Genomic DNA, 24,819 nt, shown 5'->3' with positions numbered 1-24,819 from the left:
CCTATAGTAGCCCCAGGGCCTCGAGGACACCGCACCTCTCCTCATAGGGATCGGGAAGGAGGCCCGGGGGCTCGTCCAGCCGGAGGAGGTAGCCTTCCTCGTAGGTGGGCCAGCGGGGCCAGCCCTTGGGTTCCCCCTCCCGGGCAAAGGAGGTCCAATAGCGGCGCATCCGCTTGCCCAAGGCTTCGGCCTTTTCCCGGGCTTCAGCGCTAAGGAAAAGGGGGAAGAAGGGCATCTCCTGGAGCTGGCCGAATAGGGGGGCGAGCTCCAGACCGTGGAAAGCGCCTAGACCTTCAAAGCCGGGGACACGGAAGGTGAAGAGGTAGGCGTAGGTGGGGGCGAAGGGAGCCTGGAGCCTGGCGGCCTTCAGGGAGGGGCAGAGGAGTTGTAGGTCCGTCTGGACCTCTCCCCAGGCCTTTCGGGGGTCGGGAAAACGCTTTTGGTAGACCTTCGTTAAAGCCTCCCGCTCCTTTGGGGGAATACCCTGGGCGGCAAGCCTTCCGCTGAACTCCTCCCAGGTCCTGGGCCCCAGGAGCCAGGCCAGGGTGGGAAAGGCAAGCTCCTCGAGGTTGGCCCCCACCAGGAGGGGGATACCTCGGGCCTTGCCTTGGCTCAGGGCTTCCGAGGGGATTTCTGGAAGGAGGACTCCCAGGTGAGGCTTGAAGGGAGCGTGGGGAAAACTTAGAGTTGCAGCGGTGATGTCGGGTAGACCTTTAGCCTCCCCAGGTGGGAAGAGGCGTTCTAGGGGAAGACGCCTAAGGCAGGCGAGGTCTTCAGGGGGGCAGCCTAGATCTTTGGCCCACCGTTCCCCGGAAGGGAAGTCTTTCTCCAAGGGGCGCACCTGGTGGCATCCACCCGACTGGAGGATGGCCCTGTGGAAAAGCCCCTGGGCTTCCGGTGTGGCGAGGAGGGTGCAGACCAGCATGCCCCCTGCCGATTCCCCAAAGAGGGTGACGTTTTGCGGGTCGCCGCCGAAGTAAGCGATATGGCGCTGGACAAAGCGAAGGGCCTCAATCACATCTAAAAGCCCGTAGTTGCCCACGGCCTTGGGGTCTTCCTGGGCCAAAGCGGGGAGGGCTAAAAATCCCAGGGGCCCTAGGCGGTAGTCCACCGAGACCACCACCCCTTCCTGGGCCAAGAGGTGCCCCCCGTAGATGGGCTCGGCGGCACTTCCTGAGGTGAAGCCTCCCCCGTGCAGAAAGACCATGACGGGAAACCCCCCTGGGGGCGGGGGCCTTAGGGGCAGGAAGAGGTTTAGGACCAGGCAGTCCTCCTTTTGCGGGGGGATGTACCCCCCTAGCCGGGCGGTGGTTCCTGGAGTCTGGGGACAGGCCACCCTTTCCCTGCCCACCCCTTTGGGCCAGGAGGCCACGGGCTTTGGAGCTTGGAAGCGGCCCGCCTCCGCATAGGGCAGGCCGTAGAAGGCAATGGCTCCCTTCTCCACCTGGCCCAAAGCCAGGCCCAAGGGGGTCTGGACCACAACCTCCTGGGCCAGGGCGAGGCCTAGGGCTAGTGTGGATACCTTAAGGAGGGCGAGGGGGCGCATAAACAAACTCTATCCAGAGTATATACGGGAGTGCCAACCCTGGGCTTGGGGCATAATGCCAGGGGATGGGGGAGGATAAGGGGCCCGAAGGGCCTAGGTTGGCTAGGCAGGATGCAGGGATGGACCTCGAGGCCCCCTTCTGGTCCTTGGGGCTTAGGGTGGCCGGGATAGACGAGGCGGGCCGGGGAGCCTGGGCCGGCCCCATCGTGGTGGGGGCGGTGATCCTGCGTCCTGGGCGCTACCCTTTCCGGGATTCCAAGCTCTTAAGGCCAAAGGAACGCGAGCGCCTGGCGGAGGAAGTGCGGCGGGTGGCCTTAGCCCATGCCCTGGGGGTGGCGGAGGTAGGGGAGGTGGACCGGCTTGGGGTTTTGAAGGCCACCCTTCTGGCGGCGCAAAGGGCTTTGGACCTTCTGGATCCACCCCCTGAGGCCCTGGTCACCGATTACCTCCAGGTGGCCACTTTCTTGCCCCTCCTGGCCCCTCCCAAGGCGGACCAAAAAAGCCCCAGCGTGGCTGCTGCCAGCATCCTGGCCAAGGTGCACCGGGACCGGCTCATGGAGGAGCTGGACCGCCTTTACCCGGGCTACGGTTTTGCTCGGCACAAGGGCTATGGCACCCCAGAGCACCAAAGGGCCCTCCAGGCCCTGGGGCCATCCCCCGTGCACCGTAGGCGCTTTTCCCCGGTGGCCCAGGCTCCCTTAAGGTTTCCTGAAGGGGAGTAGGTCCCCTTGGAGATAAGCTTGAGGAGAAGGAGGTGGGTATGCGGCTTTTGGGGATTCTTTTGGCGGGGCTACTTTCCGCCTGCACCGTGACCCTCGAGGGGGTGACGGTAAGCTACCGCCTGGACTTCACTCCGGCCATCCTGCGCTTCGAGCCGGATCGGGGAGCGGGGGCCACCTACTACGTGGGGGAGGAGGTGCGCTTCTTCCTCACCCTGGCGGATCCCGGTTGGATAAGCCTGGTGGCCATAGATCCCGACGGGCGTACCTACGAGTTTGACCGTTTTTACCTGGGCCGGGGCACCCATGTGCTTCCCCCGGGGGCCTACCGCTATACGGTCACGCCCCCTCGAGGGCTTCAGCGGGTGCGGGCCATCTACACGGATACCCATCCCGGGAGCCTGCGCTTGGAAGGAGTATACACCGACTGGGATGCCCGGCTAAGGGTCTATTTGGAAACCTCTGGAGCCCGCCGTTACCAGGTGGCAGAGACCTACTTCTACATACGCTGACCGCAAAAACTTACAAGGGGGCTTGCGCTTTCCACTCCTAGGTGGGGTATAATCCCCCCGGACCGCTAAGGAGGTCAACAATGAAGCGGCGTGACTTCTTGAAGAAGGCAGGTATCGGCGTAGCGGCCAGCGCAGCTTTTGGCCCAGTCCTATGTACACGTCAAAACCTCCATAGGGCATAACCCCAAGGGACTTCCGCGCCTTCCTCCCCCTGCACCCCAGAGGGCAAGCGCCCAAAGGGTGAGCAGGTCCAGCCCCGCCCGGAAGAGGCTCTGTCCCAGCCTCCCGTGCTTCTTGGGCCTCACCGGACGCACCCGGTGCAGCACAAGCCCCGTCCGAAACGCCCACACGAAGGCCAGGCTCAAGGGGACCAAAAGCCGCGAAAGCCTCTCCCCCCGCGTCACGTGCGTGGCCTCCAGGTCAAATCCCCGCCCCTTCAGGGCCCCAAAGAGCCGCTCTATCCCCCACCTGAGCCCGTACACCTCCAGCACCCGGTGAGGGTCCAGGTCCGTAGCCACAATCAGCCACTCCCGGACCCCAAGGCGCAACCCCACCACCCACATGCGCCGCCCGTAGACCCAGTACCGCCGCCTGGGCACCCGGCTCTCTCCCACCTTCAGGGAGGCAAAGAGCTCCCAGGCCCGAGGGCCCGAGCCCAACCGCCACATCCGGGTGTTGGCCTTGATTCGGATGCACCGGGGGATGCCCTTCTCCTCCAGGTACCGGAACCACGCCTCCCCTATGAACTCCCGATCCGCCAGGAACCCCTCCACCCGGAGGTGGGGGAAGTGGGCCCTCAGGAAAGCCAAGGCCCTCTCCATCAGGGCGATGCGTTCGGGGGTGGAGGAGTTGCCGTCGTGGGGAAGGAAGCTCCAGAACAGGGGGACGGCCAGGCCTTGGTACAGGAAGGCCAGCATCAGGAGGTTGACCTTGCTCTTCCCCAGCTCCCACTCGGTCCGGTCCATGACCAGGAGGAGCCCTTGGGGTCGGAGGAGGGCGAAGATGAAGCGGGCATAGCCCTCCCCGTCCAGCCCCGGCCAGGCCAAGAACCGCTGGAACCTTCGGTAGGCGGAGCGGGGGTCAGGGCTGGCTATGGAGCCGAGGGAAAGAGCGAGTCTGGGGCCGCTTGTGGTGCGGGCGGTGACCAGAGCCATCACCAGGGCGGCCAGGAAGGTGAGGCGCCTGAGGTCGGCCTTCCAGTATCGCTTCAAGGCGTTGATGAGTGGGGTAAGCTGTTCCATGGGGACCACCTCCTATGGGTACCTGCCCATCCACGTGGGCGCAGGTCCATCCTAAAGGGGTGGTCCCACGTTTTGACGTGTACTGAGGGCCCAGTCTTTGCCCAGGCCCAGCCCAGCGTGAGGTGGCGGCTAGCCAGTAGCTTCCCCAAGAGCCTGGACACCATCTTCGGAGCGGCGGATGTGCTAGCTGAGAGGGTAAGTGCCCTCACCGGCGGGCGTTTCCAGATCCGCATCTACCAGGCGGGGGAGATCGTGCCTGGGCTCCAGGTGATGGACGCCGTGCAGCAGGGCACGGTGGAGATCGGCCACACCGCCAGCTACTATTTCGTGGGCAAGGCAGCGGTTTTCGCCTTTGACACCGCAGTGCCCTTCGGCCTCACCGCCCGGCAGCAGAACGCCTGGATGTACTATGGCGGCGGTATTGAGCTTTTCCGCCCCATCTTTGCCGACTTTGGCATCATCCAGTTCCCCGGCGGCAACACCGGGGCCCAGATGGGGGGCTGGTTCCGCAGGGAGATCAAGGGCGTGGCCGATCTCAAGGGCCTCAAGATGCGTATCCCCGGCCCGGGCGGCCAGGTGATGAGCCGGCTTGGGGTGGTGCCCCAGGTGCTGGCGGGTGGGGACATCTACCCGGCCCTGGAGCGGGGTGTGGTGGACGCCGCCGAGTGGGTGGGCCCCTATGACGACGAGAAGCTGGGCTTTTACAAGGTGGCCAAGTACTACTACTACCCTGGCTGGCACGAGCCCGGTCCCCAGCTCTCCTTCTACGTGAACCTGAACGAGTGGAGGAAGCTACCCAAGGAGTACCAGCAGGCCCTCGAGGTGGCGGCCGCCGAGGCCAACCTGTCCATGCTGGCCAAGTACGACCAGGTGAACCCCCCTGCCCTCCAGCGGCTCATCAAGGCGGGGGTGCGGTTGCGCAAGTGGCCCGCTGACGTAATGAAGGCGGCCCAGAAGGCAGCCTTTGACTGGTACGAGGAGGAGGCGGCCAAGGACGCCACCTACCGGAAGGTCTACACCGCCTGGAAGAAGTTCCGGGAGGAGCAGTACCGCTGGTTTGCGGTGGCGGAGCTGGGTTACGAAAGCTTCGCCTTCCCTGCCATCTAATCCCTGGCTTGGTTGTCCCGGGGGTGGAACCCCCGGGGTTTCGTTTTTGAGGGAAGGGCCTGCTCCAGGGCTGAACCCGGACAGACACATGTGAGACGCTGAATGGGATAAAAAGATGGGGAACCGACCCGAGAGAGGAGGTTCCCCATATGCAGCTTACCACGGTTGGCCGAACGATATGGAAAGGAGCTAGCCAAGGGGCAAGACTGGCCGAGGCCGGGGCAGGCGACCCGGATGTCCAGGGACGCCTGCGCAAGGTGAAGTTGGTGAAAGCCCTGCGGGAGGGCAAGAGGAGCTGGGATGAGGTCCAGGAGCTTTTGGGCATCAGCCGGGCCACCTACTACCGCTGGGAAAGGGCCTTGAGGGAGAGGGGCCTAGCCGGACTAAAGCCCAAGTCCCGCCGCCCCAAGCGTACACGGGGAAAGGTGCAGTGGAAACCTGAGCTCCTGGTCAGGGTAGAGGTTCTCCGGAGGGCGAACCCCACCTGGGGGCGGTGGCCCATCTGGCTGACCCTCCGGAAGGAGGGTTTTTCGGTGAGCGAACGCACGGTGGGGCGTATCCTGGCTTACCTGGAGGGGAGCGGACGGGTGGAGAGCGTGGCCAGTTTTTTGGCCAGGAGGGGAAGGGGAAAGGGAAGGGGAAGGCCAAGGAGACCCTACGCCCACAGGAAGCCCCGGGGATATCAACCGCAAGCCCCTGGGGACCTCATCCAGGTGGACACCCTTATGGTGAGCCTGGGGCCTGGGGAGGTGGTGCGGCACTTTTCGGCGGTGGACCTGTTTACCCGGTATGCCCTGGGGGAGGTGCATAGCCGGGCCACGGCGAGGCTGGCAGGGGAGTTTCTATCCCGACTGGTGGCCCAGGCGCCTTTCCCCATCCGAGCGGTGCAGGTGGATGGGGGTAGCGAGTTCATGGCGGAGTTTGAGATGGCGTGCCAAGGCCTGGGCATCGCTCTTTTTGTGCTGCCTCCCCGGAGTCCTAGGCTTAACGGGCACGTGGAGCGGCTGCAACGGACTTTTAGGGATGAGTTTTACACCCGACCTTTGCCCACGAGGGTTAGCGAGCTACAGGTGGAGCTTAATGCCTACCTGGACTACTACAACCGCAGGAGACCCCACATGGCCCTGGGTGGCCTTGCCCCCCTGGAGTTCTTGGCTAAGATACGGGAGGGGTCGGTTCCCCAAGCTGTCTCAAATGTGCTGGCCGAATACATGGCCTTGCCCCCCTGGAGTTCTTGGCTAAGATACGGGAGGGGTCGGTTCCCCAAGCTGTCTCAAATGTGCTGGCCGAATACAAGCAGGACTTTACCCACATCTCCGTTTCGTGGTAAATCTCCCCTTGCGGGCGCAGCCCGTATCTGGTACCGGGGGTGATCCATGGACATGCTCAAGGTGGCCGAGGCCAGGCTCCAGGAGTTCACGGGCCGTTTTGCGAGCGTTTTCCCCCGATAAGCGCCTCCACCGACGGTTTGAAGAGGTGGTGCGGGGCGCCTTGGCCGCAGGCTCAGCCCGGGTGAGCGAGATGGTGGCCTCGCTCCCTTCTCCCCTCCAGAACCGCTTCCACCAGGCCAAAGCCCTTTACCGCTTCCTGTCCAACCCACGGGTGGAGGCAGAAGCCCTCCTTGACCGGGTCTATCAGGAGAGCGCGACTGCCCTGGAGGGTGAGGAGGTTCTGGTCCTCCTGGACCTGAGCCCGGTGGCCAAGCCCTATGCCCGGGCCCTGGAGGGGATAGCCCGGGTGGGGAAGGATAGGCGGCCCGGGTACGAGCTCCTCACCGCCCTGGGGTTGGACCCCGCGGGGCGGCTGGCCCTGGGGTACGCCCACCTGGTGGCCTACGGGGAGAGGGGGTTTGCCAGCCTGCCCAAGGAGGTGGAGGGAGCCATTGAGGCGGCCCGGGAGCGATTGGGGGGCGTGGGCAGGAGGCTGGTGTATGTGGCGGACCGGGGGTTTGACGACCGGAAGGTGTTTGGGCAGGTGCTGGCCCTGGGGGAGGAGTTCGTGGTGCGGGTCTACCGGGACCGGAAGCTTGGGGAGGGGGGTTCTCTGGCGAAGGTGGCTTCTTCCCTGGCCCTTCCCTGTGGGGAGGAGGTGGAGCTGAGGGTAGGGGGCAGGTACCAGCGGGTGCGGCTCCACTTCGGATGGAGGGAGGTGGAGGTGGAGGGGAGGCGGCTCCACCTGGTGGTCTGCCGGGTGCCAGCCCTGGGGCGGCGTGGGGAGTGGTGGCTACTGACCAGCTTGCCGGTGAGGGGGAGGGAGGAGGCGGCGCAGGTGGTGGAGGCGTACCGCAGGCGGTGGGAGGTGGAGCGGTTCTTCCGGCTTTTGAAGACGGGGCTGGGGCTTGAGACCTTCCAGGTGCGGGGGCTTGCCCGGATCCGGAAGGTGGTGGCGGTTTTGCTGGGGCTGGCGGTGTTCCTTTGGGAAGTTGAGCGGTTGGGGGATCCGTTCAAGGGGTTTCTTTTGCAGCTCGGGGGCAAGCTGGGGCTGCCCAGCGAGAGGGATGGTCCGTACCTGCTCCTGAGGGGCCTGGTTCGCCTGCTCAACTATGAAGTCACCCAAGAACTCTTGAAGCAGGCTAAGGGAGGGCGAGGAAGGAGTTTTGGGTAAAGCCCTGATACAAGGGCTTGACAGGCCGGGTGGACCAGGTTTAAAATCCTCCTGGAAAAGCTTCCACAGGAGGTTTGTATGAGGCGTAGGGAGTTTCTCAAGAAGGCAGGGGTCGGGTTGGCGGCCAGCGCTCTCTGGGGATCAGCTCTGGTGCGGGCCCAGGCGGGCCCGGTCATCCGGGTGGCCGGGGACTCCACCGCGGTGGGGGAGGGCGGCCGTTGGATGAAGGAGATGGTGGAGGCCTGGGGCAAGAAGACGGGCACCCGGGTGGAGTACATCGACTCCCCTGCAGACACCAACGACCGCCTGGCCCTCTACCAGCAGTACTGGGCGGCCAAGAGCCCGGATGTGGACGTGTACATGATCGACGTCATCTGGCCGGGCATCGTGGCTCCCCATGCCGCCGACCTTAAGCAGTACTTCTCGGATAATGAGCTCAAGGAGTTCTTCCCCCGCATTGTCCAGAACAACACCATCCGGGGAAAGCTCACCTCCATTCCCTTCTTTACCGATGCGGGCATCCTCTACTACCGCAAAGACCTTCTGGCCAAATACGGCTTCAAGAACCCACCCCGCACCTGGGCCGAGCTGGAGCAGATGGCCCAGAAGGTGATGGAGGGCGAGCGCAAGGCAGGCAACCGTGACTTCTGGGGCTTTGTCTTCCAGGGCAAGGCTTATGAGGGCCTTACCTGCGATGCTCTGGAATGGATCTACTCCCATAGGGGCGGGCGCATCATAGAGCCCGATGGCACCATCAGCATCAACAACGGTCGTGCGGCCCTGGCCCTGAACACCGTGCGCCGCTTTGTGGGCACCATTGCCCCCTCGGGGGTCACCAGCTATGCCGAGGAGGAGGCGAGGAACGTCTGGCAGCAGGGCAATAGCCTCTTCATGCGCAACTGGCCCTACGCCTACGCCCTTGGCCAGGCGGAGGGAAGCGCCATCCGCGGCAAGTTCGGGGTCACGGTGCTTCCCAAGGGCGGAGCCGATGCCCCAAACGCCGCCACCTTGGGAGGTTGGCAGCTCATGGTTTCCGCCTACAGCCGTTATCCCAAGGAGTCCGCCGACCTGGTGCGGTACTTGGCCTCCTACGAGGTGCAGAAGGACAACGCCATCCGGCTTTCCCGCCTGCCCACCCGCCCGGCCCTCTACACCGACCGGGATGTCCTGGCCAGGAACCCCTGGTTCCGCGACCTCCTTCCCGTCTTCCAGAATGCGGTTTCCCGGCCCTCCGATGTGGCCGGGGCCAAGTACAACCAGGTATCCGAGGCCATCTGGACCGAGGTACACAGCGTCCTCACCGGAAAGAAGACCGGGGAAGCGGCGGTGCGGGACCTCGAGGGGCGCCTCCGCCGCATCCTCCGCTAACCTTCCTCCCGTCCCCGGGGGGATTCCCTCCGGGGGCTTATCCGCAAACCATGTTGACGCAACGGCAGGTACGCCTGGCCTGGCTATTGGTCCTCCCCACCCTCTTGGTGGTGGTGCTGGTGGCGGGGTATCCTCTGGCCCAGGTTTTCTACTGGTCCTTCTTTCGGGCGGACATCGCCTTTGTGGAACCCCCGGAGTTTGTGGGCTTCAAAAACTACCTGTACCTTCTTCAGGACCCCGATTTTCGCCAGGCCCTTTGGAACACGGTGAAGTTTACGGTGGTCTCCGTTAGCCTAGAGACCCTTTTGGGTTTGGCCATCGCCTTGATTATTCACTCCAACTTCAAGGGTCGGGGCCTGGTACGCACCGCCATCCTCATTCCCTGGGCCATTCCCACAGTGGTTTCCGCCAAGATGTGGCAGTGGATGCTCCACGACGTCTATGGAATCATCAACATCCTGGGGGTAAAGCTGGGTATCCTCTCGCAAAAGGTGGCCTTCCTTGCCCGGCCCGAGCTGGTCCTGCCCGCCATCATCGCCGTGGATGTGTGGAAGACCACGCCTTTTATGGCCCTCCTGCTTCTGGCTGGTCTGCAGATGATTCCCGAGGAGCTTTACGAGGCGGCCAGCATCGACGGGGCTAACCGTTGGCAGCAGTTTTGGGCCATCACCCTCCCCCTTCTTACCCCTGCCTTGGTGGTGGCCCTCATCTTCCGCACCCTGGATGCCTTGAGGGTGTTTGACGTGATCTTCGTCATGAGCGGGGTGAACCCCGCCACCCGTACCCTGGCCGTGTACAACCGCCAGACCCTGATCGACTTCCAGGACCTGGGGTATGGGTCGGCCATAAGCGTGGCCATTTTGCTCCTTATCTTTCTCTTCGTGGTGGTCTATATGCGCACCTTGGGGAGGGAGGCCTTGCGATGAGGGCTTTTCTGCGCATGGGGAATCGCTTGCTCTTTTACCTGCTGGTGGTCTTCGTGGTGGTGTATAGCGTGTTTCCGTTTTACTGGGCGGTGATCTCCAGCTTTAAGCCTTCCGATGCCCTTTTCGCCAGTAATCCCAGCCTCTTGCCTCTTCCCTTTACCCTGGACCACTACCGGAATGTTTTCATCCAGGCCAACTTTGGCCGAAACCTCCTGAACTCCCTGATAGTGGCCGGGGGGGCGACCCTGCTTTCCCTGACCTTGGGGGTTTTGGCGGCCTACGCCTTGGGCAGGCTCCCTTTCCCTCCCAAGAATGCCGTGCTCTACTTGGTCTTAGCCATGACCATGTTTCCCCAGATCGCGGTCTTGGGGGGGCTTTTCATGCTGCTACGCCAAGCGGGGTTATTCAACACCCACCTGGGTCTCATCCTCAGCTACCTTCTCTTCACCCTGCCCTTTACCGTCTGGGTGCTGGTGGGTTATTTCAAGGGTCTACCCAGGGAGTTGGAGGAGGCAGCCTATGTGGACGGGGCCACGCCCTTGCAGACCCTGGTGCGCATCATGCTTCCCCTTACGGGCCCCGGTTTGGTGACCACGGGGCTTCTCGCCTTCATCGCCGCCTGGAACGAGTACCTCTTCGCCCTCACCTTCACCGTGGGGGACAAGGTGAAGACGGTGCCTCCAGCCATCGCCAGCTTTGGGGGGGCCACGCCCTTTGAGATCCCCTGGGGTTCCATCATGGCGGCCAGCGTGGTGGTCACCGTGCCCCTAGTGGTGCTGGTGCTCATCTTCCAGCAGCGGATCGTGGCAGGGCTAACCGCTGGGGCCGTCAAGGGATAAGGGCTTAGCCCAGGGTCTTGCGCACCAGGGCCATGGCGGCTTCCAGGACCCCTTTTAGGTGCTCCTCCCCCTTGAAGCTTTCCGCATACACTTTGGCCACGTCCTCGGTGCCGCTCGGGCGGACGGCGAACCAGGCGTTTTCCGTCACCACCTTGAGGCCCCCTAGGAGCTCCCCGTTTCCGGGAGCCCGGGTGAGGATGGCCAGGATGGGCTCCCCTGCCAGTTCCTTTTCCTTTACATCCTCAGGGGAAAGGCGGGCCAGCCTGGCCTTGGCCTCGGGGGTGACGGGAAGGTCCTTGCGGGCGTAGAAGGGCCGGCCCAGGTTCGCAGCCAGCTCCTCGTAGAGTTCGTCGGGGGCTTTGCCCCGCTTGGCCAGGATCTCCGCTGCCAAAAGCCCCAGGAGGATGCCGTCCTTATCGGTGGAGAAGGGCCTGCCGTCGAAGCGCAGGAAGCTGGCCCCAGCGCTTTCCTCCCCGCCGAATCCCAACCAGCCCTGAAGAAGCCCGTCCACGAAGTACTTGAAGCCCACCGGGGTTTCGTAAACCTCCCGCCCCAAGGCCTTGGCCACCCGGTCCAGAAGGGCGCTGGTCACCGCGGTCTTGCCCACCTTGGCCCCCGGCCAGGTGCGGGTGGTGTAGAGGTGGAAGACGGCGGCCGCTAGGTAGTGGTTGGGGTTCATAAGGCCCCTTGGAGTGACGATCCCGTGGCGATCGGCGTCGGGATCGTTGCCGATGGCCAGGTCAAAGCGGTCCTTCAGCGCCAGAAGGCCCGCCATGGCGTAGGGGCTTGAGCAGTCCATGCGAATCTTGCCGTCGTGGTCAGGGGGCATGAAGCGGAAGGTGGGGTCTACGGTGGGGTTCACCACCTCCAAATTGAGATGGTAGGCCTCGGCAAGCCGCTCCCACACTCTTAGGCTGGCGCCGCCCAAAGGATCCACCCCGAGGCGCAAGCCAGCTACCTTTATGGCCTCGAGGTCCACGGCCTCCCGGATCTTCTCCACATAAAGGCCCACGTAGTCAAAGGGCTTTGCCTGCCGCAAAGCTTCCCGGAAAGGAAGGCGCTTTACCCCTTTTAGCCCTTCCGCAAGCAGGGTGTTGGCCCTTTCCTCTATGGCCTTGGTGATGCGGGTGTCGGCGGGGCCGCCGGTAGGGGGGTTGTACTTGAGCCCCCCGTCCTCGGGGGGGTTGTGGCTGGGGGTGAGGAGGATGCCATCCGCCTTGGCGGGGTGGTGGGCGTTGTGCTCCAGGATGGCCAGGGAAACCAGGGGGGTGGGGGTGTAGCCCTCCTCGAGGCGCACCTCTATGCCGTTGGCGGCGAGGACGGTGAGGGTCGTAGCCCAGGCAGGTTCGGAGAGGGCGTGGGTGTCCTTGGCCAGGAAGAGGGGTCCGGTGGCTCCGAAGGAGGCCCGGAGGTCGGCGATGGCCTGGGTGATGGCCAGCACATGGGCCTCGGTGAAGGTGCCCTTGAGGCTGGTGCCCCGGTGGCCGCTGGTGCCGAAGGCTACCCGTTGGAGAGGGTTTTGGGGGTCAGGGCGTTCCTCGTAGTAAAGGGTGAGGAGCCTGAGGAGGTCCATGTTTCCATCTTAAAAAACCCAGGAGGCCCCAGGCGCCTGGGGCCTCCCTGTGGGTTTATTCCGGCCTAGGGCTTGGAAGGCGCTTCCTTGGGAGCCTCCTGTGTAGGGGATTTCGCCGGCTCCTGGGTTTTGGGGGTGAGTTCCGCCAGCACCTGGCTCAGGCGGTTTTCTATCTTGGCGGCCTTACGGAGCTCCTGAATGAGGGCCTGGGCCTGCTGCTGCCGCTTCCGGTTGATGACCCCTTCCTTAGCCTGCTCCACCACTTCCGCGAAGGGCTTGAGCACCTCCGCCTTGCGGTCTTTGATGATCAGCACGGCAAAGGTGCCGTCTTCCAGCTTCACCACTTCGCTGACTTCCCCCATAGGACCCTTGGGGAAGGTTTCCTTCACCTTGAAGACCAGGCGGTCTAAGACGGCGGGGAGCTGGTTGGGGTTCACGGTGCCGTACTCGGTGACGCTACCCTCCTGGGCCTTGGCCAGGGCCTGAAGATCGCCGCCTTTTAAAGCCGCCTCACGGAAGGCCTTGGCCTTGGCCTCGGCCTTAAAGACTACCCCCCTCACCTCGGCGCTGGCGGGGATGGTGAAGAGGGCGGGGTTTTCTGCATAGAACCTGCGGGCCTCCTCCTCGGTGGCGGTGAGCCCCCGGGTCTCGTAGAGAAGGTACGCCTGGGCGATCTGGTCCTTGGAGCCGATGAAGGGCTTGCCGCTCTTCTTGGCGGCCTCCACCAGGAGCTCGCGGTCGATCAGGCTTTCCAGGGTCTGGGGCAGGAAGAACTGGACCGCCAGCTCCCCCAGGCCCTGCTGGATGAGGGCTGCGGTCTGCTGGTTGGAGAAGACCGGCTGGAGGACCTGGGCCAGGAGGATCTCCTGCTCATTGACCTTGGCCACGGGAAGGTTTTTGTAGCTAAAGGGGCTGTCCTCGGCGAAACGGACCTGGGCTTTCTGGCGGAGGTTCTCCAGGTAGGCCTCGAGGGCCCCGTTCCCCTTGGCCTCCTGGGCATCCTTCTCCACCTGCTCCTTCACCTCCTCAAAGGTGGGCACCTTGGGGGGCAGGTACTCCTCCACCTTCACCAGGTAGTACCTGCCCCCAGCCTCTATGGGTCCCACCAGGCCAGGCCCCTGCTTGGCGAAGACTGCCTCCGCCACCTTCTCGGGGAAGACCACCTTGGTCACGGGTTTGGACTCGCTTTCCCCTGGGTCTGCCCCCAAGGCCCCACCTTGCTCGGCCCCCACCTTGGAGTGCTGCTTGGCCAAGGCGGCAAAGTCCTCCCCAGCCTTGGCCTTGGCCAGAAGCTCCGCCGCCAGTTTGGCATCGTCCACCACGATCTGGCGGGCCTTCACCCGGGGCTCACCCTTGTAATCCTCCTGGTGCACCTCAAAGTAAAACCGCACCTCTTCCGGGGTGGGCTTGGCCGCGGAGCGGATCTGCTCGAGGCGCTTCTGGATCTGGAGCTGGGTTTTTATCTCACTCCTGAGCTGGGCATCCGTGTACCCCACCTGGTTCAGGAACTGCTCGTAGGCCTTCTTGTCCTTTAGGCCAAGCTGCTCCCGGATGCGGTCCACTTCCTTGCGCACCTCCGCACTGCCCACCCGGATCCGCGCGGCATCCTGCTTGAGGGCCTCCGTAAGGATGACCTGCTCCAGGAAGTGGGTGTCCACCAGGGTCTTTAGTAACCCTTGGGGGTTTGCGGCGTAGAGGGGGTCATTCCCCTGAAGCCGGAGCAGGTCCAACTCGTAAACCGCCTTCCCGTTCACCCACAGCACGGGTTTGCCCCGTGCCTGCTGTCCTGCCTGCGGGGTGAAGAGGAGGATGGCCCCCACGGCGAAGGCCAAGGCCAGAAGACCGAAAAGGATGGTGATGGCTTTCTTGCTGATACCGAACACTTGACCGCCTCCTCCTTAGCGTGTTAGGATGCTTCTCGCTGAGTGCGCCCGTAGCTCAGCTGGATAGAGCGTCGGCCTCCGGAGCCGAAGGTCAGAGGTTCGAGTCCTCTCGGGCGCGCCATTTTTCTTTTTCCCCCGCCAACCGGAAAGCCCACAAGCACGAAGAGATTGTAACACACTCCCCATGAGAAAGGGTTTAGCATGGGAGGGTGCTGCCTCTCCTTCTGGCCTGGCTCCACACGGTCAACGACCTCTTCTCCAACTTCCTCACCCCCCTTTTGCCCAAGCTGATGGCCCACTTTGGGGTGGGGTTGGGTACGGTGGGGCTTCTGGTGTCCGTGTACTCCCTCACGGGGAGCCTTCTCCAGCCCTTTGCGGGCCTCATTGCCGACCGCCTGGACCGCAGGCTTCTTGCGGCTTTTGGGCCGGTCTTGGTGGCCTTGGGCATGGGTTCCTTGGGCCTATGGCCCCGTTTCGAAGTCTTGCTTTTGGTGTTGGGGCTTGCGGGCCTGGGTTCGGCCCTCTTCCACGCCTCCGGGGCCAGTCTGGTGGGGGAGTTTGCCCCCAAGGAGCGAAGGGGTTTTTGGCTTTCCTTTTTCGGGTCGGCGGGGTATCTGGGCCTTTCTCTGGGGCCGGTGGTGGCCTTGTTCACCGTGAGCACCTTTGGGCTTAAAGGCCTCTTCTGGCTTACGCCTTTGGCCTGGCTGCCGGCCTTACTGCTTCTCCGCATGCCCCCGGTGCAGCGGCAAGGGAAGCCTGCGGGCTTTAGGGACTTCGTGCGGGTTTTTCGCGGGGATGTGGCCCGGCTTTGGGGGATGGCCACCCTGAGGAGCCTGGTCTTCATGAGTTTTTCCACCACCCTGCCCTACTGGTTCACCCAAAGGGGTCTCTCCGATGCCTATATTGCCCTGAGCCTTTCCATCTATAGTTTCTCCGCCACCTTGGGCGCCTTCCTTGGGGGCACCCTTTCCGACCGCCTGGGGCGGAAGGCGGTTTTGGTGGGGACCCTGGCCTTTGGGCTTCCCCTGTATCTGGGCCTTCTTTTCCTGCCTCCCGGGGGTGCGCCCTACCTGGTCCTTCTGGGCCTGACCGGGGCTTTGATGAACGCGGGGATCCCGGTGGCCGTGGCCTTGGCCCAGGAGCTGGAACCGGGCCAAACGGCCACGGTTTCTGGGCTTCTCATGGGCTTCACCTGGGGTTTCGCCGGGCTCTTCTACGCCCCCATAGGCCACTGGATCGAGGTCTTTGGCGTGATGCCGGTTCTCCTGGCCCTGGGGGCCTTGATCCTGCCCGCCTGGGCCTTGGCCCAAGGGGTAAGGGAGCCGGGCCTGGCGCACGGCCAGGGGCGTTAAGATGGTTCCATGAGGATCCTTCTGGCCACAGATGGCTCGCCCCAGGCCCGGGGGGCGGAGGTGCTGGCGGAGTGGCTTTGCTACAAGCTTTCCGCCAAGTTGGTGGCCCTCTACGTCCGGGATTCCCGCCTCATCCGGGTGCTGGAGCTCATGGACTTTGGGGCCCTTACCGTGCCCGTGCCCGCCTACCGGGAAGAGCTGGAAAAGGCCCTTTCCGCCCATGGCGAGGCCTTATTGGAGCGCATTCGCAAGAGCGCCGAGGAGGCGGGGCTTCAGGTGGAGGTCTTCATGGAAACCGGGTTACCCCACGAGGTGATCCTGCGCCATGCCCGCACCGCAGACCTCCTGGTCATGGGCCGAAGCGGGGAAGCCCATGGGGGTAGTTTCGTAGGGTTGGGAAGCACCGTGGATAGGGTTTTAAGAACCTCGCCTACCCCGGTTCTGGTGGCCCCCACCGATTTCGTGGAGATTGAGAGGGCCATCCTGGGTTATAACGCTTCGGAAAGTGCGGTGCGGGCCCTACATACCCTGGCCCTGCTGGCCAAGCCCCTGGGGCTTGCGGTTCGGGTGGTGAGCGTCCACGATGACCCGGTGCAGGCAGGGGCCTGGGCCCTCGAGGCGCAGACCTACCTGCAGGACCAGGGGATCCGGGTGGAGTCCCTGGCCTTCTCGGGCGATCCCGCAGAGCATCTTCTGTCCTTGCAAACCCCCTCGGATCTTCTGGCCCTGGGAGCGCCGGTGCGCCGCCTGGTCCTGGGGAGCACCGCCGAATACGTGGTGCGCCATGCGGTGGGGCCGGTCCTCACCGTGCGATAAGCGCTTGCCCGGTCTGGTATAATGAACCCCTAAAGGAAAGGGGGTTCTATGACCGTTCGGCAGGTCCTGTTGCGCAAGGGGGGAGGGGTCTATAGCGTTCACCCCCAGGCCACGGTGCTGGAGGCTTTGCGCAAGCTGGCGGAGCACGACATCGGGGCCCTCCTGGTCATGGAGGGGGAGGGGCTTCTCGGGATTTTCTCCGAGCGGGACTATGCCCGGAAACTGGTCCTCCTGGGCCGGTTTTCCAAGGACACCCTGGTGGAGGAGGTCATGACCCGCGAGGTGATCACGGTGACTCCCGAAACCACCTTGCAAGAGGCCATGCGCCTGATGACCGAGCACCGGGTGCGGCATCTTCCTGTCTTGGAGGAAGGCAGGGTGGTCGGGGTAGTTTCCATCGGGGATGCGGTCAAGGCCATCATCACCGAGCAGGAGGTCCTGATCGAGGAGCTTTCCCGCTACGTGATGGAAAACCGCTAGTCGCGGAAAAGCCAGCTGAGAAGAAGGCTTACCAGGGAAAGGATCAAGGCCCCGATGAGGGCTTCAGCAAAGCCCGGCACCTGAAGGGCCGTGGCCTCGGCCACCAGGTAAAGCACGATGCCGTTGACCACCAGGGTGAAGAGCCCCAGGGTCATGAGGTTTAAGGGCAGGGTCAGGAAAAGGAGAAGGGGCCGCAGTAAGGCATTGGCCAGCCCCCATACCGCACCCGCCACCAAGTAGTCCAAAAGCCCTGCCTCCCGGGCGAAGGAAACCCCCGGGTACACCAGGCTCACCACCCAAAGGGCCAGGGTGTTGAGGAGAAGCCGTACCAGCAGGCCGCGCACGCCCTTAGCTTACCCGAAAAGCCTCCACCCCCCTTGACAGTCTTGTGTTGGTCTGGTAGTTTTTTCTTTGCGCTGCCTGAAGGGGCGGCGGGGGATCTTGAAAGCTGGGGTGGAGGATAGGTAGTTAGAGGTCGTGATGAGCGGCCTTTGAGGGTCAAGATGCTAAGGGCCCACGGTGGATGCCTTGGCACCCGAGCCGATGAAGGACGTGGCTACCTGCGATAAGCCAGGGGGAGCCGGTAGCGGGCGTGGATCCCTGGATGTCCGAATGGGGGAACCCGGCCCGTGGGAACACGGGTCACCGCCGATTGGCGGGGGGAACCTGGGGAACTGAAACATCTCAGTACCCAGAGGAGAGGAAAGCGAAAGCGACTCCCTGAGTAGCGGCGAGCGAAAGGGGAAGAGCCTAAACCGTCTGGCTTGTCCGGGCGGGGTAGTGGGGCCCTCGGATACCGAATCCCCGACTCTAGCCGAAGCTGTTGGGAAGCAGCGCCAGAGAAGGTGAAAGCCCTGTAGGCGAAAGGGGAGGGGATAGGTGAGGGTACCCGAGTACCCTGTGGTTCGTGGAGCCATGGGGGAATCTGGGCGGACCACCGCCTAAGGCTAAGTACTCCGGGTGACCGATAGTGAACCAGTACCGTGAGGGAAAGGTGAAAAGAACCCCGGGAGGGGAGTGAAATAGAGCCTGAAACCGTGGGCTTACAAGCAGTCGCGGCCCCTTTAGGGGTTGCGGCGTGCCTATTGAAGCATGAGCCGGCGACTCACGGTCGTGGGCGAGCTTAAGCCGTTGAGGCGGAGGCGTAGGGAAACCGAGTCCGAATAGGGCGTTAGTCCGCGGCCGTGGACCCGAAACCGGGTGAGCTAGCCCTGGCCAGGGTGAAGCTGGGGTGAAGCCCAGTGGAGGCCCGAACCGGTGGGGGATGCAAACCCCTCGGATGAGCTGGGGTTAGGAGTGAAAAGCTAACCGAACCCGGAGATAGCTGGTTCTCCCCGAAATGACTTTAGGGTCAGCCTCAGGTGCTGACTGGGGCCTGTAGAGCACTGATAGGGCTAGGGGGCCCACCAGCCTACCAAACCCTGTCAAACTCCGAAGGGTCTAAGGTGGAGCCTGGGAGTGAGGGCGCGAGCGATAACGTCCGTGTCCAAGCGCGGGAACAACCGAGACCGCCAGCTAAGGTCCCGAAGTCTGGGCTAAGTGGGAAAGGATGTGGCGTTGCTGAGACAGCCAGGAGGTTGGCTTAGAAGCAGCCATCCTTTAAAGAGTGCGTAATAGCTCACTGGTCGAGTGACGCTGCGCCGAAAATGATCGGGGCTTAAGCCCAGCGCCGAAGCTGCGGGTCTGAGGGGTGATCCCTCAGGCGGTAGGGGAGCGTTCCCGATGCCGATGAAGGTCGTCCGCGAGGGCGGCTGGAGGTAAGGGAAGTGCGAATGCCGGCATGAGTAACGATAAACAGGGTGAGAATCCCTGTCGCCGTAAGCCCAAGGGTTCCTACGCAATGGTCGTCAGCGTAGGGTTAGGCGGGGCCTAAGGTGAGGCCGAGAGGCGTAGCCGAAGGACAGCCGGTTAATATTCCGGCCCTTCCCGCAGGTGCGATGGGGGGACGCTCTAGGCTAGGGGGACCGGAGCCATGGACGAGCCCGGCCAGAAGCGCAGGGTGGGAGGTAGGCAAATCCGCCTCCCAACAAGCTCTGCGTGGTGGGGAAGCCCGTACGGGTGACAACCCCCCGAAGCCAGGGAGCCAAGAAAAGCCTCTAAGCACAACCTGCGGGAACCCGTACCGCAAACCGACACAGGTGGGCGGGTGCAAGAGCACTCAGGCGCGCGGGATAACCCTCGCCAAGGAACTCTGCAAGTTAGCCCCGTAACTTCGGGAGAAGGGGTGCTCGCCTTTGGGCGAGCCGCAGTGAACAGGCTCTGGCGACTGTTTACCAAAAACACAGCTCTCTGCGAACTCGTAAGAGGAGGTATAGGGAGCGACGCTTGCCCGGTGCCGGAAGGTCAAGGGGAGGGGTGCAAGCCCTGAACCGAAGCCCCGGTGAACGGCGGCCGTAACTATAACGGTCCTAAGGTAGCGAAATTCCTTGTCGGGTAAGTTCCGACCTGCACGAAAAGCGTAACGACCGGAGCGCTGTCTCGGCGAGGGACCCGGTGAAATTGAACTGGCCGTGAAGATGCGGCCTACCCGTGGCAGGACGAAAAGACCCCGTGGAGCTTTACTGCAGCCTGGTGTTGGCTCTTGGTCGCGTCTGCGTAGGATAGGTGGGAGCCTGTGAAGCCGCCCTTTCGGGGGCGGTGGAGGCGCCGGTGAAATACCACCCTGATGCGGCTGGGGGCCTAACCCAAGGGATTGGGGACAGCGCTTGGCGGGCAGTTTGACTGGGGCGGTCGCCTCCTAAAGGGTAACGGAGGCGCCCAAAGGTTCCCTCAGGCGGGACGGAAATCCGCCGGAGAGCGCAAGGGTAGAAGGGAGCCTGACTGTGAGGCCTGCAAGCCGAGCAGGGGCGAAAGCCGGGCCTAGTGAACCGGTGGTCCCGTGTGGAAGGGCCATCGATCAACGGATAAAAGTTACCCCGGGGATAACAGGCTGATCTCCCCCGAGCGTCCACAGCGGCGGGGAGGTTTGGCACCTCGATGTCGGCTCGTCGCATCCTGGGGCTGAAGAAGGTCCCAAGGGTTGGGCTGTTCGCCCATTAAAGCGGCACGCGAGCTGGGTTCAGAACGTCGTGAGACAGTTCGGTCTCTATCCGCCACGGGCGCAGGAGGCTTGAGGGGGGCTCTTCCTAGTACGAGAGGACCGGAAGGGACGCACCTCTGGTTTCCCAGCTGTCCCTCCAGGGGCATAAGCTGGGTAGCCATGTGCGGGAGGGATAACCGCTGAAAGCATCTAAGCGGGAAACCCGCCCCAAGATGAGGCCTCCCACGGTGTGAAGCCGGTAAGGACCCGGGAAGACTACCCGGTGGATGGGCCGGAGGTGTAAGCGCCGTGAGGCGTTGAGCTGACCGGTCCCAATCGTCCGAGGTCTTGACCCTTTTGCCCTGATGACCACCCCAGCTTGGATCCCCTGCCGCTTGAAGGCGGCGTGGGATTTTGAAAAACAAAACACGAGAATCCCCCGTGCCCATAGCGGCGTGGAACCACCCGTTCCCATTCCGAACACGGAAGTGAAACGCGCCAGCGCCGATGGTACTGGGACCGCAGGGTCCTGGAAGAGTAGGTCGGTGCGGGGGATTTTTCCTTGCGGGAGTAGCTCAGTTGGTAGAGCACGACCTTGCCAAGGTCGGGGTCGCGGGTTCAAGTCCCGTCTCCCGCTCCACATCAACCCCCAGGCCTAGGCCTGGGGGTTTTTCATTTGACGCTTTCGTCGGAAAGCCAGTCGGCCCAGGTTTCCAAATGGGCGCTATCGGAAACGGCGAGGACCTCCCGCTCGGGCAGAAGGATCCGGGTGATGGAGGTGTTGGGGATGTGGAAGCGCCGCCAGGCGTCGCCCTCGAGGTCCAGGGCCATCTTCAAGGCGGCGCGGATCACGCCCCCATGGGTCACCAGGAGGTGCCGGCCGGCTGGGAGGGTTTCGAGGAAAGCCTCCAGGCGCCGGGCTAAGTCTGCCATGCTTTCCCCACCAGGACGGGGGGTATGCCAGGGATCCCTTTGGGCAGCCCGGATGAACTCGGGGTACCGGGCCTCCGCTTCCTCCCGGCTCAGGCCGGCCAGGGCGCCCACGTCGATTTCCCGCAAAAGGGGGGTGGTTTCCAAGGGAAGGCCCAGAACCGCCGCCAGGGGCTCGGCGGTTTCCCGGGCCCGGCGGAGATCGGAGGCGTAAAGCCCGTGAAAGGGAAGGTGGCTTCGGGAAAGGCGCTGGGCCAGGCGGAAGGCCTGGCCGATCCCCGCAGGGGAGAGGGGTACATCCAGGTGGCCCTGGAAGCGCTTCTTGACGTTCCACTCGGTTTCCCCGTGGCGGATGAGCCAGAGCTCTTTCATACCAGCCGAACCCCGGAGCCTGCCACTACCCTTCCCACCGGGAAGCTTTCCACCAGGGCTTGGGCCCTCTGGGCCTCCTTTTCCGGCAGGACCAGGATAAGCCCAAGGCCCATGTTGAAGACCCGGTACATCTCTTCCTCCGGGATACCTCCTAGGCGTTGCAGGTAGGGGAAGATGGGGGGAATGGGCCAGCTTCCCTTTCGGATCTCCGCTCCCAGGCCCTCGGGAAGAGCCCGGGGCAGGTTTTCCGGGAGGCCGCCCCCGGTGATGTGGGCGATGGCGTGGATCCTCACCCCAGCTTCCCTAAGCGTTAGGAACTCCTTGAGGTAAGCCCGGTGGGGGCGGAGGAGGGCTTCTTTTAGGCTTTCCCCAAGCTCGGGTACGGGCGCCTCGAGGTCCAGCCCCTCCACCGCCTTCCGGATCAGGGAGTAGCCGTTGGTGTGAGGGCCGGAGGAGGGAAGGGCCAGAAGGAGATCCCCTTCCCGGACCCTTTCCGGGCCCAGGATCTCCTCCTTCTCCACCACGCCCACCAGGGTGCCCACCACATCCCAGGCTCCTTCCCGGTAGACCCCGGGCATCTCGGCGGTCTCCCCGCCCAGAAGGGGAATGCCCAGGGCCTTGCAGGCCTCGGCCAGGGAGGTGAGGAGCGCGGAGAGCACCTCCTCCTCCAGGCGGCTTGCCGCCAGGTAGTCCATGAAGAAGAGGGGCAGGGCCCCCTGGGCCAGGAGGTCGTTCACGGAGTGGTTCACCAGGTCAAAGCCCAGCCCGGACACATTGCCCACCTGGAGGGCCAAAAGGGTCTTGGTGCCCACCCCGTCCGTGGTGGCCACCAGGACGGGCTCCTTCATTTCCTTTAGCCCGCCGGCGTCGAAAAGCCCTCCAAAGGCTCCAATCCCCCGTAACACCTTGGGGGTATAGGTGGCGACGATGGCCTCCTTGGCCCTTTTCAGGGCTTCCGCCTTGGCCTCGATGTGCACCCCGGCTTCCTCGTAACGCATCGGCCTCATCCTACCCCAAGGGCCTCGAGGAGAAGCCTTCGCACCAGATCGGGCTTGGCCTGGCCCTTGGTCCTCCGCATCACCTGGCCCAACAGGGCGTCCAGGGCTTTGAGCTTCCCCTGGCGCACGCTTTCTGCCGCTTCGGGCATGGCGGCGATAACCTCGGCTACCACCGCCTTGAGGGCTTCCGCATCTGCCACCACCCTTAGGCCCCTCTCCCGCACCAAGGTTTCGGGATCCTGCCCTTCCAAGACTTCGGGAAGGAGTTCTTTGGCCACCCGGCTGGTGATCTCCCCCCGTTCAAAGAGGGCCACCAGCCGGGAAAGGTCCTCCGGGGTAAGGCGGGTTTCCTCCAGGGAAAGGCCCCGTTCGTTTAAGAGCCCGGCCACATCCGCCAAAAGCCAGTTGGCCAGGGCCTGAGGGGAGGCTTGGCCCAGGCTTAGGGCTTGGTCCAGGAAGCGGGCCAGGGAAGGGGTGTAGGCCAGGACCTCGGCGTCCTGGGCCTTGATCCCCAAGGCCTGGTAGCGTTTTTCCTTCTCCCAGGGGAGTTCCGGTAACCCCTTATGGATCTCCTCCAGCCATTCCCGGGGGATGGGGACCGGGGGGATGTCGGGCTCGGGGAAGTAGCGGTAGTCGGCTTCCTCCTCCTTGGTGCGCATGGGGTAGGTTTTGCCGCTTCCCTCCTCAAAGCCCAGGGTGGCCTGCTTCACCCGCTCCCCGCGCCTTAGGATCTCCGTCTGGCGGCGGATCTCGTACTCTAAGGCCCTCTGCACGCTCTTAAAGGAGTTCAGGTTTTTGATCTCCACCTTGGTGCCCAAAGGCTCCCCCGCGCGGCGGACGGAAACGTTCACGTCGGCCCTCATTTTCCCTTCCTCGGGGCTGGCCTCGGAGATGCCTAGGGTCTGGACCAGGGCCTGGATGCGTTGCAGGAAAAGCCGGGCTTCCTCGGGGCTTTTGAGATCGGGTTCGGTGACAAGCTCGATCAAGGGGCTTCCTGCCCGGTTCAGGTCCAGAAGGGTGCGGTCCTCCAGGTGGAGGCTTTTCCCGGCATCCTCCTCCAGGTGGAGGCGCTTGATGCGCACGGTTCTTTCCCCCAGGGGCAGCCCTCCCCCTTGGCCCAAGGGGAGGTCGTACTGGCTGATCTGGTAGTTTTTGGGCAGGTCGGGGTAGAAGTAGTTCTTGCGGTGGAAAACGAGCCTTTCCGGAACCCGGCTTCCCAGGGCCAGGGCCAGCTTTAGGCCGAACTCCACTGCCTTTTTGTTGGGCACGGGGAGGCTTCCGGGCAGGCCTAGGCAGACGGGGCAGGTGTGGGTGTTGGGGGGAGCGCCAAAGTAGTCGGCTTCGCAGCCGCAGAAGGCCTTGGTCCGGGTCTTCAGGTGCAGGTGGACCTCGAGGCCGATGACCGCCTCATACATGGCCTAAAGTTTACCAGCTGGATCTAGGGGCGCTTGGCTCCCTCCTGCACCCCGCTCAAACGCATGAACTCCTTGGGATCCACCGCCCGGGAAAGGCCCAGCTCGTAGGTGATCAGCTTGCGCTTGTAAAGGTCAGCAAGGCAAGCGTCCATGGTGATCATCCCGTACTGGCCCCCGGTCTGGATGACGCTCCTAAGCTGGTGGCTCTTCCCCTCCCGGATCAGGGCCCTTACCGCAGGGGTAGCGATCATGAGCTCGTAGGCCAAGACCCGCCCGCCCCCAAAGGCCTTGGGCAGGAGCTGCTGGGTTAAAACGGCCACCAGGTTGTTGGAAAGCTGCACCCGCACCTGCTCCTGCTGGTTTTCGGGGAAGACGTCGATGATGCGGTCTATGGTCTCGGGGGCGGAGTTGGTGTGCAGGGTGCCCATGACCAGGTGCCCGGTTTCCGCAGCGGTGATGGCGGCGGCGATGGTTTCGTAGTCCCGCATCTCCCCCACCAGGATCACGTCCGGGGCCTGGCGAAGAACGCTTCTCAGGGCCTTGTGGAACCCGTGGGTATCGGAGCCGATCTCCCGCTGGTTGACGATGGCCTTCTTGTGCTTGTGGAAAAACTCAATGGGGTCCTCGATGGTCACGATGTGCACCGGCTTGCGCTCGTTGATGTAGTCGATCATGGAGGCCAAGGTGGTGCTCTTCCCCGACCCGGTGGGCCCCGTGACCAGGACCAGGCCTCTGGGGCTTAAGGCGATCTCGGCGATGTTCTTGGGCAGGCCCAGCTCCTCAAAGCTCTTGATGGTGGCGGGCACCACCCTAAGGACCCCGCCCACGCTTCCCCGTTGCAGGAAGACGTTGACCCGGTAGCGGCCCTTTCCCGGGAGGCTGAAGGAGAAGTCCAGCTCCTTTTCCTCCTCAAAGATCCGTTGCTGCTTCTCGTCCATGAGGGCGTACATGAGGCGGCGGGTGTCCTGGGGGGAGAGGGGCTCGTACTCCGTGGGGTGGAACTCCCCGTCCACCTTGATCATGGGGGGAAGGCCCACGGTGATCACCAGGTCGCTGGCCCTCCGCTCCACGGCCAGGGTTAAGAGGTCCACGATGTCGGGTGTTTTGGCCATACCTACC

General features: G+C 63.6%; 20 protein-coding genes, 2 tRNA genes, 2 rRNA genes and 1 pseudogene. 16 read left to right on the top strand and 9 right to left on the bottom strand.

Annotated features, from left to right (window positions below):
• Nucleotide 1: 1 nt before the first annotated feature.
• The gene (locus MI302_RS11470) at nucleotides 2-1,546 is read right to left on the bottom strand and encodes a carboxylesterase/lipase family protein (RefSeq protein WP_239725843.1); all 1,545 of its coding nucleotides are present in this window, start codon (nucleotides 1,544-1,546) and stop codon (nucleotides 2-4) included.
• Nucleotides 1,547-1,665: 119 nt separating this feature from the next.
• Between MI302_RS11470 and MI302_RS11465 the strand changes: the two genes are divergently transcribed.
• The 3 genes and pseudogenes from MI302_RS11465 to MI302_RS12265 all read left to right on the top strand — a co-directional run.
• Nucleotides 1,666-2,268, top strand: coding sequence for a ribonuclease HII (locus MI302_RS11465; RefSeq protein WP_126199818.1), 603 nt, complete (start codon nucleotides 1,666-1,668; stop codon nucleotides 2,266-2,268).
• Nucleotides 2,269-2,306: 38 nt separating this feature from the next.
• Nucleotides 2,307-2,777, top strand: coding sequence for a DUF4384 domain-containing protein (locus tag MI302_RS11460; protein WP_019550571.1), 471 nt, complete (start codon nucleotides 2,307-2,309; stop codon nucleotides 2,775-2,777).
• Between the two features lie 80 nt (nucleotides 2,778-2,857).
• A pseudogene (locus MI302_RS12265) lies at nucleotides 2,858-2,926 on the top strand (twin-arginine translocation signal domain-containing protein); the annotation flags it as partial.
• On the opposite strand, the gene MI302_RS11455 reads toward MI302_RS12265, so the two are convergent.
• Nucleotides 2,927-4,018, bottom strand: a complete 1,092-nt coding sequence (locus MI302_RS11455; protein ID WP_014514485.1) for an IS4 family transposase — start codon at nucleotides 4,016-4,018, stop codon at nucleotides 2,927-2,929.
• 48 nt (nucleotides 4,019-4,066) lie between these two features.
• Here MI302_RS11455 and MI302_RS11450 point away from each other — a divergent pair, with 48 nt between their 5' ends.
• The 6 genes from MI302_RS11450 to MI302_RS11425 all read left to right on the top strand — a co-directional run bounded on the left by MI302_RS11450 (nucleotide 4,067) and on the right by MI302_RS11425 (nucleotide 10,862).
• Nucleotides 4,067-5,125 (top strand): TRAP transporter substrate-binding protein, encoded by a 1,059-nt coding sequence (locus MI302_RS11450; protein WP_239726530.1) that lies wholly within the window; start codon nucleotides 4,067-4,069, stop codon nucleotides 5,123-5,125.
• A 149-nt stretch (nucleotides 5,126-5,274) separates the two neighbouring features.
• Nucleotides 5,275-6,498 (top strand): integrase core domain-containing protein, encoded by a 1,224-nt coding sequence (locus MI302_RS11445; protein ID WP_239725842.1) that lies wholly within the window; start codon nucleotides 5,275-5,277, stop codon nucleotides 6,496-6,498.
• A 106-nt stretch (nucleotides 6,499-6,604) separates the two neighbouring features.
• Nucleotides 6,605-7,729: a transposase gene (locus MI302_RS11440; RefSeq protein WP_008632315.1), complete on the top strand. Its 1,125-nt coding sequence runs from the start codon at nucleotides 6,605-6,607 to the stop codon at nucleotides 7,727-7,729.
• A 78-nt stretch (nucleotides 7,730-7,807) separates the two neighbouring features.
• On the top strand, nucleotides 7,808-9,097 hold the full coding sequence (locus MI302_RS11435) for an ABC transporter substrate-binding protein (protein WP_239725841.1): 1,290 nt from the start codon (nucleotides 7,808-7,810) through the stop codon (nucleotides 9,095-9,097).
• Nucleotides 9,098-9,147: 50 nt separating this feature from the next.
• A complete protein-coding gene (locus tag MI302_RS11430) occupies nucleotides 9,148-10,023 on the top strand; it encodes a carbohydrate ABC transporter permease (protein ID WP_239725840.1) in 876 nt (291 codons plus the stop codon).
• The gene (locus tag MI302_RS11425; protein WP_239725839.1) at nucleotides 10,020-10,862 is read left to right on the top strand and encodes a carbohydrate ABC transporter permease; all 843 of its coding nucleotides are present in this window, start codon (nucleotides 10,020-10,022) and stop codon (nucleotides 10,860-10,862) included. The genes MI302_RS11430 and MI302_RS11425 overlap by 4 nt, the downstream gene beginning before the upstream one ends.
• 4 nt (nucleotides 10,863-10,866) lie before the next feature.
• Here the strand turns inward: MI302_RS11425 and pgm are convergent, their stop codons facing one another.
• Together pgm and MI302_RS11415 are read right to left on the bottom strand one after the other, a co-directional pair.
• Complete coding sequence (pgm, locus tag MI302_RS11420) at nucleotides 10,867-12,435, bottom strand: phosphoglucomutase (alpha-D-glucose-1,6-bisphosphate-dependent) (protein ID WP_239725838.1); 1,569 nt, start codon at nucleotides 12,433-12,435, stop codon at nucleotides 10,867-10,869.
• A gap of 65 nt (nucleotides 12,436-12,500) precedes the next feature.
• Nucleotides 12,501-14,318: a peptidylprolyl isomerase gene (locus tag MI302_RS11415; RefSeq protein ID WP_239725837.1), complete on the bottom strand. Its 1,818-nt coding sequence runs from the start codon at nucleotides 14,316-14,318 to the stop codon at nucleotides 12,501-12,503.
• A 44-nt stretch (nucleotides 14,319-14,362) separates the two neighbouring features.
• Between MI302_RS11415 and MI302_RS11410 the strand changes: the two genes are divergently transcribed.
• From MI302_RS11410 to MI302_RS11395, 4 genes are all read left to right on the top strand, one after another.
• Nucleotides 14,363-14,439 (top strand) — tRNA-Arg (locus MI302_RS11410).
• A gap of 88 nt (nucleotides 14,440-14,527) precedes the next feature.
• Nucleotides 14,528-15,670: an MFS transporter gene (locus MI302_RS11405; RefSeq protein ID WP_239725836.1), complete on the top strand. Its 1,143-nt coding sequence runs from the start codon at nucleotides 14,528-14,530 to the stop codon at nucleotides 15,668-15,670.
• A 9-nt stretch (nucleotides 15,671-15,679) separates the two neighbouring features.
• Entirely contained in the window at nucleotides 15,680-16,486 is an 807-nt protein-coding gene (locus tag MI302_RS11400) for a universal stress protein (protein WP_126208692.1), read from the top strand.
• Nucleotides 16,487-16,534: 48 nt separating this feature from the next.
• Nucleotides 16,535-16,966 (top strand): CBS domain-containing protein, encoded by a 432-nt coding sequence (locus MI302_RS11395; protein ID WP_239725835.1) that lies wholly within the window; start codon nucleotides 16,535-16,537, stop codon nucleotides 16,964-16,966.
• On the opposite strand, the gene MI302_RS11390 is transcribed toward MI302_RS11395, so the two are convergent.
• Complete coding sequence (locus tag MI302_RS11390) at nucleotides 16,963-17,310, bottom strand: phage holin family protein (protein ID WP_015716084.1); 348 nt, start codon at nucleotides 17,308-17,310, stop codon at nucleotides 16,963-16,965. The two genes, MI302_RS11395 and MI302_RS11390, sit on opposite strands and share 4 nt — an antisense overlap.
• Before the next feature lie 152 nt (nucleotides 17,311-17,462).
• Here MI302_RS11390 and MI302_RS11385 point away from each other — a divergent pair.
• From MI302_RS11385 to MI302_RS11375, 3 genes are all read left to right on the top strand, one after another.
• Nucleotides 17,463-20,341: ribosomal RNA gene (locus MI302_RS11385) — 23S ribosomal RNA — on the top strand.
• Between the two features lie 81 nt (nucleotides 20,342-20,422).
• Nucleotides 20,423-20,539, top strand: a 5S ribosomal RNA gene (rrf, locus tag MI302_RS11380).
• Between the two features lie 10 nt (nucleotides 20,540-20,549).
• A tRNA-Gly gene (locus tag MI302_RS11375) sits at nucleotides 20,550-20,625 on the top strand.
• Between the two features lie 32 nt (nucleotides 20,626-20,657).
• On the opposite strand, the gene MI302_RS11370 is transcribed toward MI302_RS11375, so the two are convergent.
• The 4 genes from MI302_RS11370 to MI302_RS11355 are packed head-to-tail and all read right to left on the bottom strand — an operon-like array spanning nucleotide 20,658 to nucleotide 24,812.
• Nucleotides 20,658-21,287 carry a histidine phosphatase family protein gene (locus MI302_RS11370; protein WP_126169942.1) on the bottom strand — a complete coding sequence of 210 codons (630 nt, stop codon included), beginning with the start codon at nucleotides 21,285-21,287 and terminating at the stop codon, nucleotides 20,658-20,660.
• Nucleotides 21,284-22,285, bottom strand: a complete 1,002-nt coding sequence (gene purM, locus MI302_RS11365; protein ID WP_126200626.1) for a phosphoribosylformylglycinamidine cyclo-ligase — start codon at nucleotides 22,283-22,285, stop codon at nucleotides 21,284-21,286. The genes MI302_RS11370 and purM overlap by 4 nt, the downstream gene beginning before the upstream one ends.
• 5 nt (nucleotides 22,286-22,290) lie before the next feature.
• On the bottom strand, nucleotides 22,291-23,700 hold the full coding sequence (gene gatB, locus MI302_RS11360) for an Asp-tRNA(Asn)/Glu-tRNA(Gln) amidotransferase subunit GatB (RefSeq protein ID WP_239725834.1): 1,410 nt from the start codon (nucleotides 23,698-23,700) through the stop codon (nucleotides 22,291-22,293).
• 23 nt (nucleotides 23,701-23,723) lie between these two features.
• Nucleotides 23,724-24,812: a type IV pilus twitching motility protein PilT gene (locus tag MI302_RS11355; protein ID WP_239725833.1), complete on the bottom strand. Its 1,089-nt coding sequence runs from the start codon at nucleotides 24,810-24,812 to the stop codon at nucleotides 23,724-23,726.
• Nucleotides 24,813-24,819 lie beyond the last annotated feature (7 nt).

It is taken from the genome of Thermus sp. NEB1569, from assembly GCF_022385295.1.
Lineage (GTDB): Bacteria > Deinococcota > Deinococci > Deinococcales > Thermaceae > Thermus > Thermus scotoductus.
Note: the sequence above shows the minus strand (reverse complement) of the source record. Positions and strands in the feature narration are given on the sequence as shown.